The organism is Promicromonospora soli (genome assembly GCF_014653785.1).
Lineage (GTDB): Bacteria > Actinomycetota > Actinomycetes > Actinomycetales > Cellulomonadaceae > Promicromonospora > Promicromonospora soli.
This window is the reverse complement of the sequence record NZ_BNAS01000006.1, coordinates 430,992-446,041: the sequence shown is the minus strand read 5'-3', so window position 1 is coordinate 446,041 and position 15,050 is coordinate 430,992. Positions and strand designations below refer to the sequence as shown.

10 protein-coding genes are annotated in these 15,050 nt (G+C 70.4%); 8 read left to right on the top strand and 2 right to left on the bottom strand.

Features of this window, described 5'->3' with window-relative positions; all coding sequences use genetic code 11:
* Both IE250_RS20290 and dinB read left to right on the top strand, forming a co-directional pair.
* Positions 1-1,177, top strand: a 1,177-nt coding sequence (locus IE250_RS20290) for an RICIN domain-containing protein (RefSeq protein WP_229872622.1), incomplete at its 5' end; no start/stop codon positions are given.
* Positions 1,178-1,342: 165 nt separating this feature from the next.
* The gene (gene dinB / locus IE250_RS20285; protein WP_189671089.1) at positions 1,343-2,599 is read left to right on the top strand and encodes a DNA polymerase IV; all 1,257 of its coding nucleotides are present in this window, start codon (positions 1,343-1,345) and stop codon (positions 2,597-2,599) included.
* Between the two features lie 9 nt (positions 2,600-2,608).
* Here the strand turns inward: dinB and IE250_RS20280 are convergent, their stop codons facing one another.
* Together IE250_RS20280 and IE250_RS20275 are read right to left on the bottom strand one after the other, a co-directional pair.
* Complete coding sequence (locus IE250_RS20280; protein WP_189671088.1) at positions 2,609-3,775, bottom strand: aminotransferase class I/II-fold pyridoxal phosphate-dependent enzyme; 1,167 nt, start codon at positions 3,773-3,775, stop codon at positions 2,609-2,611.
* Between the two features lie 115 nt (positions 3,776-3,890).
* A complete protein-coding gene (locus IE250_RS20275) occupies positions 3,891-4,985 on the bottom strand; it encodes a GGDEF domain-containing protein (protein WP_189671087.1) in 1,095 nt (364 codons plus the stop codon).
* Between the two features lie 127 nt (positions 4,986-5,112).
* Here IE250_RS20275 and IE250_RS20270 point away from each other — a divergent pair, with 127 nt between their 5' ends.
* The 6 genes from IE250_RS20270 (at position 5,113) to IE250_RS20245 (ending at position 14,857) form a co-directional block, all read left to right on the top strand.
* Positions 5,113-5,628, top strand: a complete 516-nt coding sequence (locus tag IE250_RS20270) for a hypothetical protein (protein WP_189671086.1) — start codon at positions 5,113-5,115, stop codon at positions 5,626-5,628.
* A 30-nt stretch (positions 5,629-5,658) separates the two neighbouring features.
* Complete coding sequence (locus IE250_RS20265; RefSeq protein WP_189671085.1) at positions 5,659-6,195, top strand: hypothetical protein; 537 nt, start codon at positions 5,659-5,661, stop codon at positions 6,193-6,195.
* On the top strand, positions 6,195-6,704 hold the full coding sequence (locus tag IE250_RS20260) for a hypothetical protein (protein ID WP_189671084.1): 510 nt from the start codon (positions 6,195-6,197) through the stop codon (positions 6,702-6,704). Before IE250_RS20265 ends, IE250_RS20260 begins: the two co-directional genes overlap by 1 nt.
* Entirely contained in the window at positions 6,701-10,369 is a 3,669-nt protein-coding gene (locus IE250_RS20255) for an Ig-like domain repeat protein (RefSeq protein ID WP_189671083.1), read from the top strand. Before IE250_RS20260 ends, IE250_RS20255 begins: the two co-directional genes overlap by 4 nt.
* 89 nt (positions 10,370-10,458) lie before the next feature.
* Complete coding sequence (locus IE250_RS20250) at positions 10,459-11,343, top strand: hypothetical protein (RefSeq protein ID WP_189671082.1); 885 nt, start codon at positions 10,459-10,461, stop codon at positions 11,341-11,343.
* A gap of 208 nt (positions 11,344-11,551) precedes the next feature.
* Complete coding sequence (locus IE250_RS20245) at positions 11,552-14,857, top strand: glycoside hydrolase family 43 protein (protein WP_189671081.1); 3,306 nt, start codon at positions 11,552-11,554, stop codon at positions 14,855-14,857.
* The last annotated feature ends 193 nt before the right edge of the window (positions 14,858-15,050 follow it).

Here is a 15,050-nt window from a genome sequence, read left to right as displayed (position 1 = left end):
GCAGTTCCGCGTCGTGGATACCGACGGCGGGTACGTGAAGCTCATCAACCGCAGCAGCGGCAAGGCTCTGGACCTGTGGGGCTGGTCGACCGCCGACGGCGCTCGTATCTCCCAGTACACCGACAGCGGCGGTGCCAACCAGCAGTGGCAGCTGACCAAGGTCGCCGGAGCCACCGCCGACGTACTGTCCCAGGTACACACCGCTGGCCGGGTCAAGGCCAGTGGCGACTCCGTCCAGTACAGCTGGCCCGGCATCCACTTCGAGGGCCGGTTCCGGGGCACCGGGGTGGGGATCGTGCTCAACGACTCGGCCGCCGACTACGACGTCCAGGTCGACGGCGCGACCGTCGCCACCCTCGTGACGCCGGGCCAGACCACCCGGTGGGTAAACGGCCTGAGCGACGCCGAGCACACCGTACGCCTCGTGAAGCGCAACGAGAGCCCGGGGAGCACCAGCGCGTTCGGCGGGTTCGTCGCAGCCCCGGGCGGTGCAATCCTGACGAAGCCGACGGCCCGCAGCCGGCAGATCGAGTTCATCGGCGACTCGCTGACCGTCGGCTACGGCAACACCTCCACCTCCCGGGAGTGCACCTGGGACCAGGTCAACCGGACCACCAACACCGACCTCAGCTACGGCGCGCTCACCGCCCGCGGCCTGTCCGCCGACTACCAGGTCAACGCGTACTCCGGCAGGGGGATGGTGCGCAACTACAACGGCAGCGACCCGGGCACCAGCTACCGCACCTACTACGACCGGGCGCTGCTGAACGTGGCCGGGGACGTATGGGACCCCGGCACCTGGCGGCCGCAGCTCGTCGTGGTCTACCTCGGCACCAATGACTTCTCGACAGCCCTCAACCCGGGCGAGCCGTGGACGACCCCGGACAGCCTCGCCGCCGCCTACCGCACCGCCTACAGCGAGTTCGTGCAGAAGCTGCGGACCCGCTACGGCACCGGCACGACCATCGTGGCAGTGGGCGCCGGCGAGTTCGCGGACGACGTGCAGCAGGTGGTGCAGGAGCGCACCGGCGCTGGCGACAGCCGGGTCCGCTACTGGTCCGTCGACAGCGCGGGCCTGGACTTCCTCGGCTGCGACTGGCACTACTCGACCCGCGACCACCAGGTCATCGCGGGCCGGTTCCGCACGTTCGTCGACAGCCTGGCGCTGGGCTGGTAGGCGGCGGACCGCGAGCGGCTCCCATCCTCCACGGCTGGGAGCCGCTCGTCCTGTTCAGCCCTAAGTGGGCGCGTCTTACTGCCGTCCTGACCGTTGGGAAGGCGCCCTCTGTGGGCTGAGCCGAGACGCTGGTGCCTCGAACGCATGTTCGACTAGTCTGTTGTTATGTCAGTGCCCGGCGCCACGATCCTGCACGCCGACCTCGACGCGTTCTACGCGTCGGTCGAGCAGCTGCTGGATCCCGCCTTGCGCGGGCGGCCGATCGCCGTAGGCGGCGGGCCCAACGGGGGCGTCGTGCTTGCGGCCTCCTACGAGGCCAAGGTCCACGGGGTGCAGGGCGGGATGCCCGGCTGGCGGGCATCCCGGCTCTGCCCTGAGCTCGTTTTCGTCCGAGGTCACTTCCGGGAGTACCAACGGCTGGGCGATGCCGTGATGGCCGTGCTGGCGGACATCACGCCGACGGTCGAGCGGATCTCGATCGACGAGGCGTTCCTCGACGTGTCCGGCGCGACGCACCTGTTCGGCCCGCCCGCGGCGATCGGTGCGCGGATCCGCGAGCGCGTCCGTGCCGAGGTGGGGCTCCCGATCTCGGTCGGCGCCGCGCGGACCAAGCACCTCGCGAAGATCGCCTCCCAGGTGGCGAAGCCGGACGGCCTGGTCGTCGTCGCCCCCGGCGCCGAGCGGGCCTTCCTCGACCCGCTGCCCGTCGGCCTGATCTGGGGCGTGGGCCCGGTGAACGAGCAGCGCCTCGCGGACCTCGGCATCCGGACGATCGGTGAGCTGGCACGGACCCCGTCGTCGGCGGTCGAGCACATCCTCGGGCACGCCGTCGGTCACAAGCTGAAGTCGATGGCGCAGGACGAGGACCCCCGCCGGGTGGTCACCACCCGCCGTGCACGCTCCGTCGGAGCACAGTCGGCCCTGAGCCGGCGCCGCCCCGAGCCCGACGACGTCCGGGCGGTCCTGGCGCACCTGTCCGACAGGGTGTCGCGGCGGCTGCGCGCCAAGGGGCGCGCGGGCCGCACCGTGACGGTCGCGGTGCGTTTCGCGGGCATGCGGCGGGCGACGCGGTCCCTCACGCTGCCGGTGCCCGTAGCGGCCACGCTCACGCTCACCGAGGTCGCCGAGCGGCTGGCCTGGTCCGCGATCGAGGACGCCGCACCGTGCGAGATCACGCTGCTCGGCGTCTCCGTCTCGAACCTCGCGGACCAACGCGCGATCCAGCTCGAGCTCGACCTCGAGCCGCCGGACCCGTGGCGTCCCGGCTCCGCGCAGGGGGCGGCACGGCGCGCCGTCGACGAGTCGATGGACGCGATCCGGACGCGGTTCGGTGGGGACGCCGTCGGCTACCTCCCTGTCGTGCTGCGACGTGGCGGCGCCGTGCCCGACGAGTTCCGCGAGCTCGCCGAGCACGATCTGTGAGCCCGGGTCTCAGCCGGGACCGAAGTCCCGCAGGGCGGGCAGCGCCCGCTCGAGCATGGCGGTCGTGGCGGTCAGGCTGATCCGGAAGTGGCCGGGGCTGTCGAACACCGTCCCGGGCAGCACGAACACGCCACGCTCGGCGAGCGCGGCGACGAAGGTGACGGCGTCGCCGCCCGGCGCGGCGCCCCACAGGTAGAACGTGCCCTCGGGAACGATGAGCGCGTACCCCGCCTCGCCGAGCGCCTGCACCATGCGGTCCCGGCGCTTCCCGAGCTCGACCAGGTCGATCGAGACCGACTCGAGGGCCGGTACCGCGTACTGCATGAGGGCATCGGGGAAGCCCCAGCCCAGCCCCATCTGCAGCGGGAGCAGGGCGGCGCGCAGGTCCGCGCGCTCCGCCTGGGGGATCAGGGGCGAGAGCGCGAGATAGCCGAGGCGCTGTCCGGGAGCGAGCAGGATCTTCCCGTAGCTGTAGTCGATCAGGGTCCACGGGTAGCAGGCGGCAGGGCTCGTGAAGGCGATGCCGTCGAAGCGGATGCGCCGGTACGGCTCGTCGGACAGCAGCCAGATCCGCCGGCCGCCCTGCTCCGACGCCGCCTCGAGCGCCGTCGCGAGGTCGACGAGCCGGTCCCTGGTGTAGACGCGGCCGGTGGGGTTCGCGGGGGAGTTCACGACGACGATGCGGGTACGTGGCGTGATCGCCCGGACGATGGCCTCGACGTCCAGGTCGAAGGTGTCCGCGGCGAGCGGCGCCCGGACCGGGACCAGGTTGGCCGCGCGCAGCATCGGGGCGTAGAACCAGCCCGGCTCGGGGATCACCACCTCGTCGCCGGCGTCGGCGACCAGCCGGAACGCGAGCGCTATGGCACCGAACGCACCCTGGGTCATGGCGACGTCGTCCGGCTCGACGGGCAGGCCGAGCTCGACCTGCAGGCCGGCGGCGATCGTCTCCCGGGCCGGGGCAAGGCTGGTCTTGTAGGCGAACCAGTCCTCGGCGCGGGGTTCGAGGTTCGCGCGCAGGGCATCTACGAGCCCGGGCAGCGGCATCTCGTGCGGGTCGCCGAACGTCAGGTCGACGACGTCGGGCTGCCCGTCCATCGCGCGCAACGAGAGGAAGAAGGACGTGACGGGCTCGATCGCTTCGCGTGCCGCTCGTGCTCGCTCCGACAGCTCCATGCCGCAGCTCCTCTCGCGAGATACCGGCCGCCCCCGGGACGCTCTCCATGATGCTCCCGAACCGGGAGACGCAACACTGCGCCCCGACAACGCGATCTCCTCACCGCTCAGGCGGTTACTCGAGTCGCGGTCGTCGGCCGGCCTGCTGGCCAGAGCCTGTCGGTTCGGCGACGCCGTCGGCGGCGGGGTTGCCGTAGGTGACCACCCTGCCGCGGCCCGCGTTCTTGGCCTGGTACACGGCGACGTCGGCTTCGTGCAGGACGGCGTCGGCATCGGTGGAGGAGTCCAGGTTGAAGGTGATTCCGACGCTGGCCCCGACGCGAGCCACCTCGCTGTCCGAAACCGGGATGGGGTGCGCGATGGCGCGAATGATCCGCCGGGCAGCCGCCACGCCCGAGGCCTCGCTGTCGACGGTCTCCAGGACGACGACGAACTCGTCCCCGCCGAGCCGGGCGGCGGTGTCTCCGGCTCGGATCTCGGCTCGAAGCAGTTCCGCCACCGACCGCAGGACCGTGTCGCCGGCCCGATGGCCGTGGGTGTCGTTGACGGCCTTGAAGCCGTCGAGGTCGATGAACATCACCGCGAGCAGGTCACCGGTGCGCCGCGTCCGGTGGAGGGCGCCGTGCAGAAGCTCCATCACCTGCGCCCGGTTCGGCAGGCCGGTCAGCGGATCACGCGTGGCCTGGAACGCCAGCTGCTCCTGGGCTTCCGTGAGGGCGCGCACCTGGGCCGAGATCAGCAGCCCGATTCCTACCGCGGTCGGCAGCAGGATCGCAGTGGTGCTGAGCAGCCGCGCATCTGCTCCCGAAGCCACTAGGGGGGCAGCGTAGGCGGCGGCCGCCAACGGTGTGCACCAGGCGATGACCCTCGGTCCATGATGTAGCCCCAGCCAGGCGAAGAACAGCACGAAGAAAGGTCCCGTACCTGCGGCGAATCCGCCGAACGCCCACGTGGACAAACCCATGAACGTGAAGGCCGGCAAGGCCAGTACCGCCGTCCGACGCGTTTCCCACGACGCCCAGGGCAAGGCGAGAACCACGCTCGCGGTGAAGAGATCCGCGACTGCCAAGAAGATCAGCAGCGCCGCTCGACCCGGGCTGGTCGGAACTGCCGCCAGCGCGAGCACGCCCGACAGCGCGAACAGTCCCGCCGCTTGAGCCGCCGCATAACCACATCGACGCAGAACGCGCGCCCGAAGTCCGCCCCCCATCGTGTCAGGGTAAGTGGAAATCGCGATCGGCACAGATCAAGCGGAGTGCAATAGCCCGATGTAGGGCTGCAGGGTCTATTCGACGCACAGTGGAGGGTCCGCTATGTCGCTAATACCGGCTCTGAGCATGCTGTTAGTGCACGGCTCAACTAACTTTGGTCACAACCGCAAACAGGGGGCACTCATGCGTAGATTCAGTCGGAAGACAGTTGTCATTGCAGCGGGGATCTTCGTACTCATCGTGGGGGCCGGGGTTGCCTACGCCTACTGGACCAACACGGGGTCCGGCACGGGCGAGGCGACGACCGGTACGAACGACAGCGTGGTCATCAACCAGACGAGCACTGTCACCGGGCTCGCACCAGGTGTGCCCGCTCAGGTGCTCAGCGGCAACTTCGACAATCCCAATGACAGCCCGGTCTTCGTCACCGAGGTCACGGCCACTGTTACCGGAACCGACCAGGACGGCTGCGACGCGACTGACTACACGATCGGTGGCTCCGCCCCGGTCAACGCGCAGGTGCCGGCCGGTGGCGGTGTCGGCTCATGGTCTGGATTGACGATCCAGTTCAACAACAAGGCGGGCGCGAACCAGGACGCCTGCAAGAACGCGGTCGTGGCCATCGCCTACGCTGCTAACTGACCGGAGCAGCAAGCTGCCCCGGGAGCCAAGATGAGTGACGTTGTGCGCGCACGCCTCGTGCTGGCGTGCGTCCTGCTCTTGGTCGGCGTGGCCGTGGTCGTCGTGGTGCGCCTGGTTGCCGGCGACGGCGAGGACCTCGGTGGTGCGACGACCGGGGCGGGGGCCGGTGGTGCGGAGCTGGCAGACCCGTCCGGGTCGTTCACCATCGCCGGAAACGCCACCGAGCCGATCTCGCCCGGGGTCATGGTCCCCTTCGATCTGGAGCTCACCAACCCGCACGGAGCCACCCTTTCCGTTACTGACCTCTCCGTGAGCGTTCGTGAAGTCAGCGCCCCGAATGCGGACGCCGTCCATCCCTGCGAAGTCGGCGACTTCGCGGTGACCCAGTCCGCGGGCGACATCGAAGTCACGGTCGAGGCAGGTGCCACGCGCGCTTTGAGCAGCACCGGCTTGGCCCGGACCGAGTGGCCGCAGGTGGGCATGGTCGACCGGCCGACCAATCAGGACGGCTGCAAGGGCGCGACCCTGGTGCTGGCCTACACCGCATCCGGAACCCTGGACCGCTGATGGCTGTGCACCGGCGCGCACCCGGGCGAGCACTCCGGATCGGCTCCCTGCTCGTGGCCCTCGCCGTCGCTGTCGCCATCGGTGGGGTGGCCAGCGCGTTCTGGAGCTTCGGCAGCGGCACCGGCGCCGGGACCACGGGGAGCACGACGCCCGTGACGCTGAGTCCGGGGATGCCGGCCGCTGCCCTGTACCCGGACGGGCAGACCGACGTGGTGCTGACCGTGGCCAACCCGAACCCGTCCGACGTGGTCATCAGTTCCCTCGGGCTGGACGAGGGTCAGGGCGAGGCTGGGTTTGCCGTCGACGTCGGCCACTCCGGATGTGCGGTCTCGGCGCTGAGCTACACGCCGCAGACCAATGGCGGTTCCGGCTGGACGGTTCCCGCCAGGGTCGGGGCTGTGGACGGCGCACTGTCGATCACCCTGCCGGCCGCGCTGGCGATGAGCCCGGACGCTGCGGACGCGTGCCAGGGCGCGAACATCACGGTCTACCTGGAGGCCGGGCCATGATCCCCGCCCGGCGGACCGCACTGGAGATCCTGATCGGGACCGCCCTGGTCTTCAGCCTCCTGGTCGGGGTGGCCTGGGCGTTCTGGACCACCGGTTCGGCCCCGGGGGGCAATGGCGCCGCCGGCGCAGTAACAGTCAGCCAGGGCTCGACCCCTTCGGCGAGTGCCACCGGGCGGACGATCACCGTCGACTGGGCGGCAACCACCCTGTCGAACGGCGAACCGGTGAACGGCTACGTCCTCACCCGCTACGACGCGGACACCCTGACCCCGCAGACCATCGGGTCCGGCTGCGAGGGGACGGTCACCACCACGACCTGTGTCGAGAACGGCGTTCCCGCGGGGCAGTGGCGCTACTCCGTGACCCCGGTGATCGGCACCAGCTGGCGCGGCGAGGAGAGCGTCAGAAGCAGCCCGGTCGCGGTGGCCGCGCCGGCGCTGACGCTGTCGTCGACCACGGTCAGGCCCGGCACGTCGGTCACCGGCACGGCGGCCGGGTTCCTCACCGGCGAGACTCTCGGCTACCGCCTGGACAGCCCGACCGGGGCCGAGCTGACGGGCAGCCTCGCCGGAAACCCCACCCCGGCGCAGGTCCCGGCCAGCGGTGGCGGGTCGGTCGCGGTCACGGTGCCGGCGGACACCGGCGACGGCACCCACACCATCCACGCCGTGGCCTCTCCCAGCGGTGACGCGGCGGAAACTCAGATCGTCGTCGACGGCACCGCACCCCCGGCACCTGTGCTGACCCAGGCGCCACCTGCGGTCAGCGGGGACGCCGTGTCCTTCGCCTTCACCGAGGCCGAGGCCGAGGCGACGGTCGAGTGCCGCCTCGACGCGGCAGCGTTCGAGCCGTGCGCGAGCTTCGCGGACTACGCCGGGCTCTCCGCCGGCTCGCACACCTTCCAGGCCCGCGCGACCGACACGGTCGGCAACACCAGTACAACCACCTCCCACACGTGGACCGTCAACCTCAATGTGCCCACCGTTACCACCGGCTTCCCGACGATGTCCGCTTACTACAACGACGCCGGCTTCACAGCCGGCTGCGGCACAGCCGCGTCCGGTGACGTGTGCGGCACCGCGGAGGACGACGTCGCCGTCACAGCGGTCACCGTGAGCCTGCGCCAGCTGGGCACCGGTCAGTACTGGACCGGTCTCGGCTTCACCACAGGCACCGAGACCTGGCTGTCCGCCACCGGGACCGAGTCGTGGACCTACGCCATCGCGGCGGCCTCGCTGCCGGAAGGCGACTACACCCTGCGCGCACGCGCGAGCGATGGCACCAACCTGGGCTACGACGCGCGTACGTTCACCATCGACCGGACGGAGCCGGAGGCGCCCACCCTGACCGGTGAGCCCCCGAATACCAGCGGGCCGTCGGCCACCATCGAGTTCACAGACGCCGCCGCATTCACCGCCACCGCCGCGTCCACCGCCGCCGCCGTACCGACGGCCCGCTTCGAGTGCCGGCTGGACGCCGGCGCGTGGACCACCTGCTCGAGCCCGCTGACGTACGACAACCTCTCGCACGGCGCCCACACCGTGGACGTGCGCGCCGTCGACAGGGCGGGCAACACGAGCGACGTCGCCTCGACGACGTGGACTGTCGACGCGACGGCGCCGACCGCAGCCATGACCTTCCCGACCGCCACCCGCCTGAACCACGCGGGCTGGGCGGCCGGCTGCGGGACTCCGGACGGAGACATCTGCGGTACCGCGAGCGACGTCGGCAGCGGGCTTGCCGGGGTCGCCGTCAGCATCCGACGGGCCAGCACCAACAGCTACTGGGACGGCACCGCGTTCGCGGCCCCGACCGAGACCTGGCAGACCACCACCGGGACCGGGTCCTGGACTTATCCGTTCGCCGGCACAGATTTCCCCGCTGACGGCACCTACACCGTGCGCTGGCGTGCCACAGACGCCGTCGGCAACGTCACCACCGGTGGGGTCGACGTGACCCTGGACGCCGTCGCGCCGCCTGCGCCAGAGATCGTGCAAGCCCCGCCTGACCCGGCAGGCTCCTCGGCGAGGTTCGACTTCACCGTGGCCGAGGCGGGGACCCTCGACGAGTGCCGGCTGGACGCCGGTCCTTGGGCCGCCTGCACCGGCCCGGTCGACTACAGCGGCCTGGCAGGCGGTTTGCACACCTTCGCGGTCCGGGCCACCGACATCGCGGGCAACGTCAGTACGGCTGCCTCCTACACGTGGACCGTCGAAGCCGGCCGGCCGAGCATCAACTTCGGGTTCCCGAGCGGCGGCCGGGCCTACAACGACACCACGTACGACGCCGGCTGCGACACCCCGGCCGGCGACGTGTGTGGAACCGCCTCGGACGACGAAGGCGCCGTGGTCGGCGTGGACGTGAGCATCCGGCGGGTCGGCACGTCGACGTATTGGAACGGCACCGACTTCGCCAGCGGCACCGAGGTGTTCCTCCCGGCCACCGGCACCTCCTCCTGGTCCTACGCGATGTCCGGCGAGTCGTTCCCCGACGACGGCACCTACAGGCTGCGCGCACGTGTGACCGACGACGTCGGGCTCACCGCGTTCGACACGGTGACCATCACGATCGACCGCAAACCGCCCGCAGCACCTGCCATCACCTCCGGGCCGACCGGGACGAGCGGAACCAACGCGGAGTTCTCCTTCACCGGCGAGGACGACGTCGACTTCGAGTGCCGCCTCGACGCGGGCTCCTGGGCGTCCTGCAACAGCCCGACGTCCCACGCGTCACTCGCCGACGGCTCGCACACCTTCGAGGTGCGTGCGGTCGACGACGCAGGCAACGCCGGCCCGCCGGCCACACGGACCTGGACGGTCGACGCGACGGCTCCCGCCATCGACACGACGTTCCCCACCGCCGGCGGCACGTACAACAACGCCACCTACGCCGCGGGCTGTGCGGTCGGAGCCGGCGACCTCTGCGGCACCGCCTCGGACCTTGCCGGCGACGTCGCCTCGGTCGAGGTCAGCCTCCAGCGCGACAGCACCGGCCTCTACCTGAGCGGCGGCGACTTCGGCTCGACCAGCCAGGAATGGATCACCGCGACCGGCACCACGTCCTGGGACCATGCCCTCACCGCGACCACCTTCCCTGCCGACGACACCTACACCCTGACCGTCCGAGCGACCGACACCTTCGGCAACAACACCACCACCACCACGACCTTCACCATCGACCGCACAAAGCCCACCGCGACCGGCGTCACCACCACCAATGCGGGCACGGCCGGCAGGCTCGACCAGGGCGACACCTTCACGCTCACCTACTCCGAATCTGTCGACTCCGGCTCGATCATTCCCGGCTGGAACGGCACCACCACCCAGAACGTCGTGGTCCGGGCAACCGGAACGGGCGGCGCAAAGGACAAGCTGGCCATCTACAACGCCACCAACACCACCGCCCTGCCCCTCGGCAACCTGAACCTCAAGAGGAGCGACTACGTCAGCGCTGCGACCACGTTCGGTCTCACCGGAACCCCCACGACGCTCACCGTGAGCGGAACCAGCCTCACCATCACCCTCGGCACACCCAGCCGCACCACCACCATCGCGGCCGCCCCAGCCGACATCACCTGGACACCCGGCACCGGCGCCACCGACCTCGCCGGCAACTCCGCCGCGACGACCAGCTACACCGAGACCGACGGCGACAGCGACTTCTGATGCACAGCGCAGCGCCCGTGGGTCGAGGCCTGTCGGTCGAGCAGGGTTTTCGCAGGAGAGCCCCTAGTCTGTGACGGATGAGTCCGGACATGGTCGATTACGCCCCATTGCGGGCGACCCCCACCGCCACCGATTCGGCCGCGGTGCTCGAAGCGGCTCGCCGCGGTGACTTCGGCCCGGAGACCGCGCGGCACGTCGGCGGCGCCGGGCGGGCAAGCACCGCGATTGGCTGGCTCGTGGGCGGGTTCCTGACCCTCCTCGTGCTGATCGCCATCGTTGTGCAGCTCGTGGAGGGCGACCCCGACGCGCTGGTTGTGGGCGGGTTCTTCATCGCAGGGACGGTGCTCCTGGGGGTTTTGGTCAAGGTGCTCGTGGCCCTGAGCGAGCGCCGCAGCGTTGGGCGGCTGGTCCGCTTGGTCACGTTCGCCCGGGCCAACGACCTACCGGTCGAACCGGAGGCGCAGGTGCGGCTGCTGCCGGGCTCGATCTTCGTCTCCTTGCCTCACGCCCGCACGATGCACCGGGTGCAATGGCCGGCCGGTGGCCTGTCCTTCGAACTGGCCACCCACACGCGCTGGCAGGGTCAGGGGACGATCCAGGTGCGTTTTCTTGCCGCCCAGCTGGACGTGGAGCCTCCGCGGCTCACCTTCCACCACGGCCGGACGGGTGGGGTACGGCCCGCCGACATCCTTGGCACCGACGCCTTCAAGGACGAGAAGTACGCGCTGGTCGCGCGAACCCACGACCACGCAGGTGCCCGAGCGTTCATGACCGACGAGCTGGTCGCGCTGCTGACCGATCGTGGTCGGCCGGTAAGCGTCGAGGTCGCCGACGGCTGGTTCCTCGCCTACTTCAAGCACTACGACGAGCTCGACGAGCGAGCGTGGCAGCAGGCGTTCTCGGTGGCGGAGGCGGTAGTGCGTGCCCGCGATGCGTACAGGGCGTGGGAGGAGTCGCGCCCATCCGGCAAGTGAGAGGCGACCGGTCGGTCAGGCCGGTGCGTCGGGTAGCGCTGCGCCGTAGAGCCGGCTCCCGGCCGCACCCTTGACTACCTACGCAGCGGGTGACAAACTCCGCAAATGGTGACGCAAACATCGGTGTGAGCGTCCGAGCATCAGCACGCATGACGCTTCTCCACCTGCTTGATCTGAGTCCGCAACGATGCGTGAGGAACAGATACCCATGAGCATTCGACGTGCCGGTCGACGGTCGGCGACGGTCGCCCCGATCTTTCTGTCCGTCGCCCTCGCGGCAGGTGTGGTCCCGCCCGCCGCCGCTGACGTGCCGACCATCCCCGATCCGATCGACTACGAGGCCTATCCGGCCGTGTCCGACCCGGGTTCCTCGTCGGGCAGCTACTTCCAGCCCCACTGGTACGACACCGAGGGGCGGCACATCCAGGCGCACGGCGGTCAGGTCGTCACCAGCACCTCAGAGGAGCTCGGCGTCGAAGCGGGCGACACCACCGCCGTCGACCAGAACGGCACGACCGTCTACTACTGGTACGGCGAAGACCGGTCCAACGGCTACTACGAGAGCCCTGGCGTCTCGCTGTACTCCTCGACCGACACCTACAACTGGACGAACGAGGGCGTGGTGATGCGGTCGGTCACATCGCGCGAGGAGCTGGAGTCGGAGTACTTCGACGCGCTCTACGACACAGTGGCCGACGACGGCACGCCGCGCACCGAGCGCATCGACGAGCTCTTCTACTACCTCAACGTCCGGGCTACGACCGACTCGGGCGAGGCACAGCTCAACTCGATCTTCGAGCGGCCGAAGGTGCTCTACAACGAGGACACCGAGAAATGGGTGATGTGGTGGCACTCCGACGGGAGCATCACACCCGGGGGCAGCAACTACGCCCGGTCGCTGGCGGCGGTCGCCGTCGCCGACTCGCCGACCGGGCCCTTCGAGCTCCGGGGCGCATACCGCCTCTACAACGAGCCGACTTACCAGACCGCGTGCAACATGCCCAGCGCCACGCCGGGCCAGGCCCGCGACATGACGGTCTTCCAGGACACCGACGGCACCGCGTACGTCGTGTACTCCTCGGAGGAGAACCGCAGCCTCTACATCGCGCGGCTCAACGACCAGTACACGAACGTCGAGAAGACGACCACCCAGGACGAGGTCGGCATCCAGTACTCGGCCGACGGGCGGTATCCGCGCATCTGGGCCGACGGCACCAAGCGCGCTCCCGTCGCGGGTGAGGACTACAGCATCGTGCGCCGGTGCGGTGTCCTTGAGGCGCCGGCGGTCTTCGTGCACGACGGCAAGTACTACACGGTCGCGTCCGGCGCGACGGGCTGGTCGCCCAACCCGGAGACCTACTACACCGCCGACTCGATGCTCGGCACCTGGATCCGCGGGGTCGACCCGGACGACGAGTACGAGAACGTCGCCTACAACAGGATTCCGGAGGGCGGCGACGGCCTGCTGTCGGTCGGCGACTCGCGCAAGACGAGCTTTGGGTCGCAGTCCACGAACGTCCTCCCGCTCGACCCGGGCAGCGGCAAGTTCGTCTACATGGGCGACCGCTGGAACGCCGGCGCCGCGGACTCGACGTACGTCTGGCTGCCGATCACGATCGGCGAGGGCGGGCGCCTCGAGATGCGCAACCCCGCCGCCGAAGACGCTCGCTGGGCGGACGGCTGGACCGACGAGTACTGGGACGACAAGGGCGCGGGCCAGTACATCTGGGAAGTCACCGATGACCGGCTCCCCGCGACAGTACGCACCAACGACGACCTGTCGGAGGTGCTGCCCGACACCGTCGAGGTCACGGCGAACGACGTCGCCACGGACGTCCCCGTGACGTGGAGCCCGACCGTGATCCGGTCGGCGGGTCCGCAGACGATCACGGGCACGCTCGCCGCCGACGACGACTTCACCGCCGGCCGGACGTTCCAGCGCACCGTCGACGTCGTCGCGCACGGCGTGCACAACCTCGCACCCGATGCCACCGTCACGGCGTCGTTCCGGCAGGAGCTCGCCGCGAGCACCGTCGACGGAAGCCTCGGTAAGGGCTGGGACGACTGGGCCGCCGGGGGCAACTACCCGCGTAACAGCACGCTCGAATACGCGTGGTCCGAGCTGCGCGCGCCGCAGGAGGTCGTTGTCCACCTGTACAAGGACGGCACGACCGCGACGTGGCCGTCGCGGATCGCTGTCGAGTACCAGGACACCAACGGCGACTGGCAGACGACAGACGTCGCGGCTGACGTCGCGCAGGACGCCTCAGGACCCGCGCCCGTTGTCCGTCTGGACACGTCGTCCGTCCCGCCTACTACCGCCGTCCGCCTGCGGCTGACCACCGAGACCGTCACGTGGCAGGCGGTCGCAGAGGTCGAGATCCTCGGGCTCGCGCCGACGTCGGCCACCGACCTTGCGACCCTGACCGTTGACGGCGAGCCCGTCGACGGCTTCGACCCGGCGGACTGGGACCACACGGTCGTCACGACCGGCACCGAGCCCGTCGTCACGGGAACCGCGAGCGACCCGGCCGCGACGGTCTCGGTCGACCCTGCCACCGCCGAGCGCCCGTGGGCGTACGTCACCGTGACCGCGAACGAGGGCGGCGACGCGGTCGCCGAGCGGGTCTACCTCGTGCGCGTCCTGCATCCCGGCAGCGACGCGCGGCTGACGGGCGTCACCGTCGACGGCGTCGCCGTCCCCGGCTTCGACCCCGACACCTTCGGGTACCAGGTCACCTCCGGACCGTGGGGCCTTGTCCCGCAGGTGACCGCCGACCCGGTCCAGGACGACGCCACCGTCGCGGTCGCCGCCGACCAGGCGTCCGCGCGCGTGACCGTCACCGCGCCGGACGGGCGCACGACACGGACGTACACACTCCGGTTCACCGCCACCGGGTGCGCCGACGACGCGGTGAGCGTGCCGTGGCACTCGGCGGCGCTGGGGACCCGGCCGGCGTCCTTCTGCGAGGGGGAAGGGGCCTCGTTCCGCATCAGCGACTCGGACGCGGGCCTGTGGACCAGCAATGACAACCTCAGCGTCGTCTACCAGCCCGACCGGCTCCCGGTCGGCGGGTCGATCCAGACCTATGTTGCGGACCTGGACAGCGGGGGCAGCTCGGACCCGCGCGCCGGACTCGTCGTCCGTAACGACCTGTCGGTCTCCGGCAAGGGCAGCGCTGACGGGTACGTCGACCTCGTGACGAGCCCTTCGGGCGCGTACCTGCAGTGGGACGCGAACGGCAACGGCTGGCTCGACAGCGAGGGCAGCAAGGCCGCGCTCGCGACGGCGCCCGTCTACCTCCGCCTCGAACGCACCTCCGAGACCACGATGACGGGCTACTACCGCACGTCGCCGGAGCACCCGTGGACGCAGGTCGGGACAGCGCCGCTGACCACCCCGGACGCTCGGCTGGACGCCGGCGTCACCGCGACCGCGAACAACTCCTCGGCGACGTCGACGGGGACCTTCCTCCGCACGCGGTTCTGGGACGAGCCCGACGCGGCGAGCTGATCCTCGAGACAGCGGTCCGCGCTTCGGGCGCCGCGTAACCCGGCGTGGGGCGGGTGTGGTGGCCAGGTCCGCCGCACCCGCCCGAGCTCACGCGGAGGTCGATGTCACCGGGCGAGGCGAAGGGCAAGGTCCTCGAGACAGGAGCGGATGGCGTCGACACTGTCAGGCGGGTCGGCGGCGAGGCACTGGATCG

Excerpts from the sequence above, each read along its gene's own strand:
- IE250_RS20270 (WP_189671086.1), top strand. The coding sequence starts at position 5,113 with ATGCTGTTAGTGCACGGCTCAACTAACTTTGGTCACAACCGCAAACAG.
- IE250_RS20245 (WP_189671081.1), top strand. The coding sequence starts at position 11,552 with ATGAGCATTCGACGTGCCGGTCGACGGTCGGCGACGGTCGCCCCGATC.
- dinB (WP_189671089.1), top strand. The coding sequence starts at position 1,343 with ATGTCAGTGCCCGGCGCCACGATCCTGCACGCCGACCTCGACGCGTTC.
- IE250_RS20280 (WP_189671088.1), bottom strand. The coding sequence starts at position 3,775 with ATGGAGCTGTCGGAGCGAGCACGAGCGGCACGCGAAGCGATCGAGCCC.
- IE250_RS20255 (WP_189671083.1), top strand. The coding sequence starts at position 6,701 with ATGATCCCCGCCCGGCGGACCGCACTGGAGATCCTGATCGGGACCGCC.
- IE250_RS20250 (WP_189671082.1), top strand. The coding sequence starts at position 10,459 with ATGGTCGATTACGCCCCATTGCGGGCGACCCCCACCGCCACCGATTCG.
- IE250_RS20260 (WP_189671084.1), top strand. The coding sequence starts at position 6,195 with ATGGCTGTGCACCGGCGCGCACCCGGGCGAGCACTCCGGATCGGCTCC.
- IE250_RS20265 (WP_189671085.1), top strand. The coding sequence starts at position 5,659 with ATGAGTGACGTTGTGCGCGCACGCCTCGTGCTGGCGTGCGTCCTGCTC.
- IE250_RS20275 (WP_189671087.1), bottom strand. The coding sequence starts at position 4,985 with ATGGGGGGCGGACTTCGGGCGCGCGTTCTGCGTCGATGTGGTTATGCG.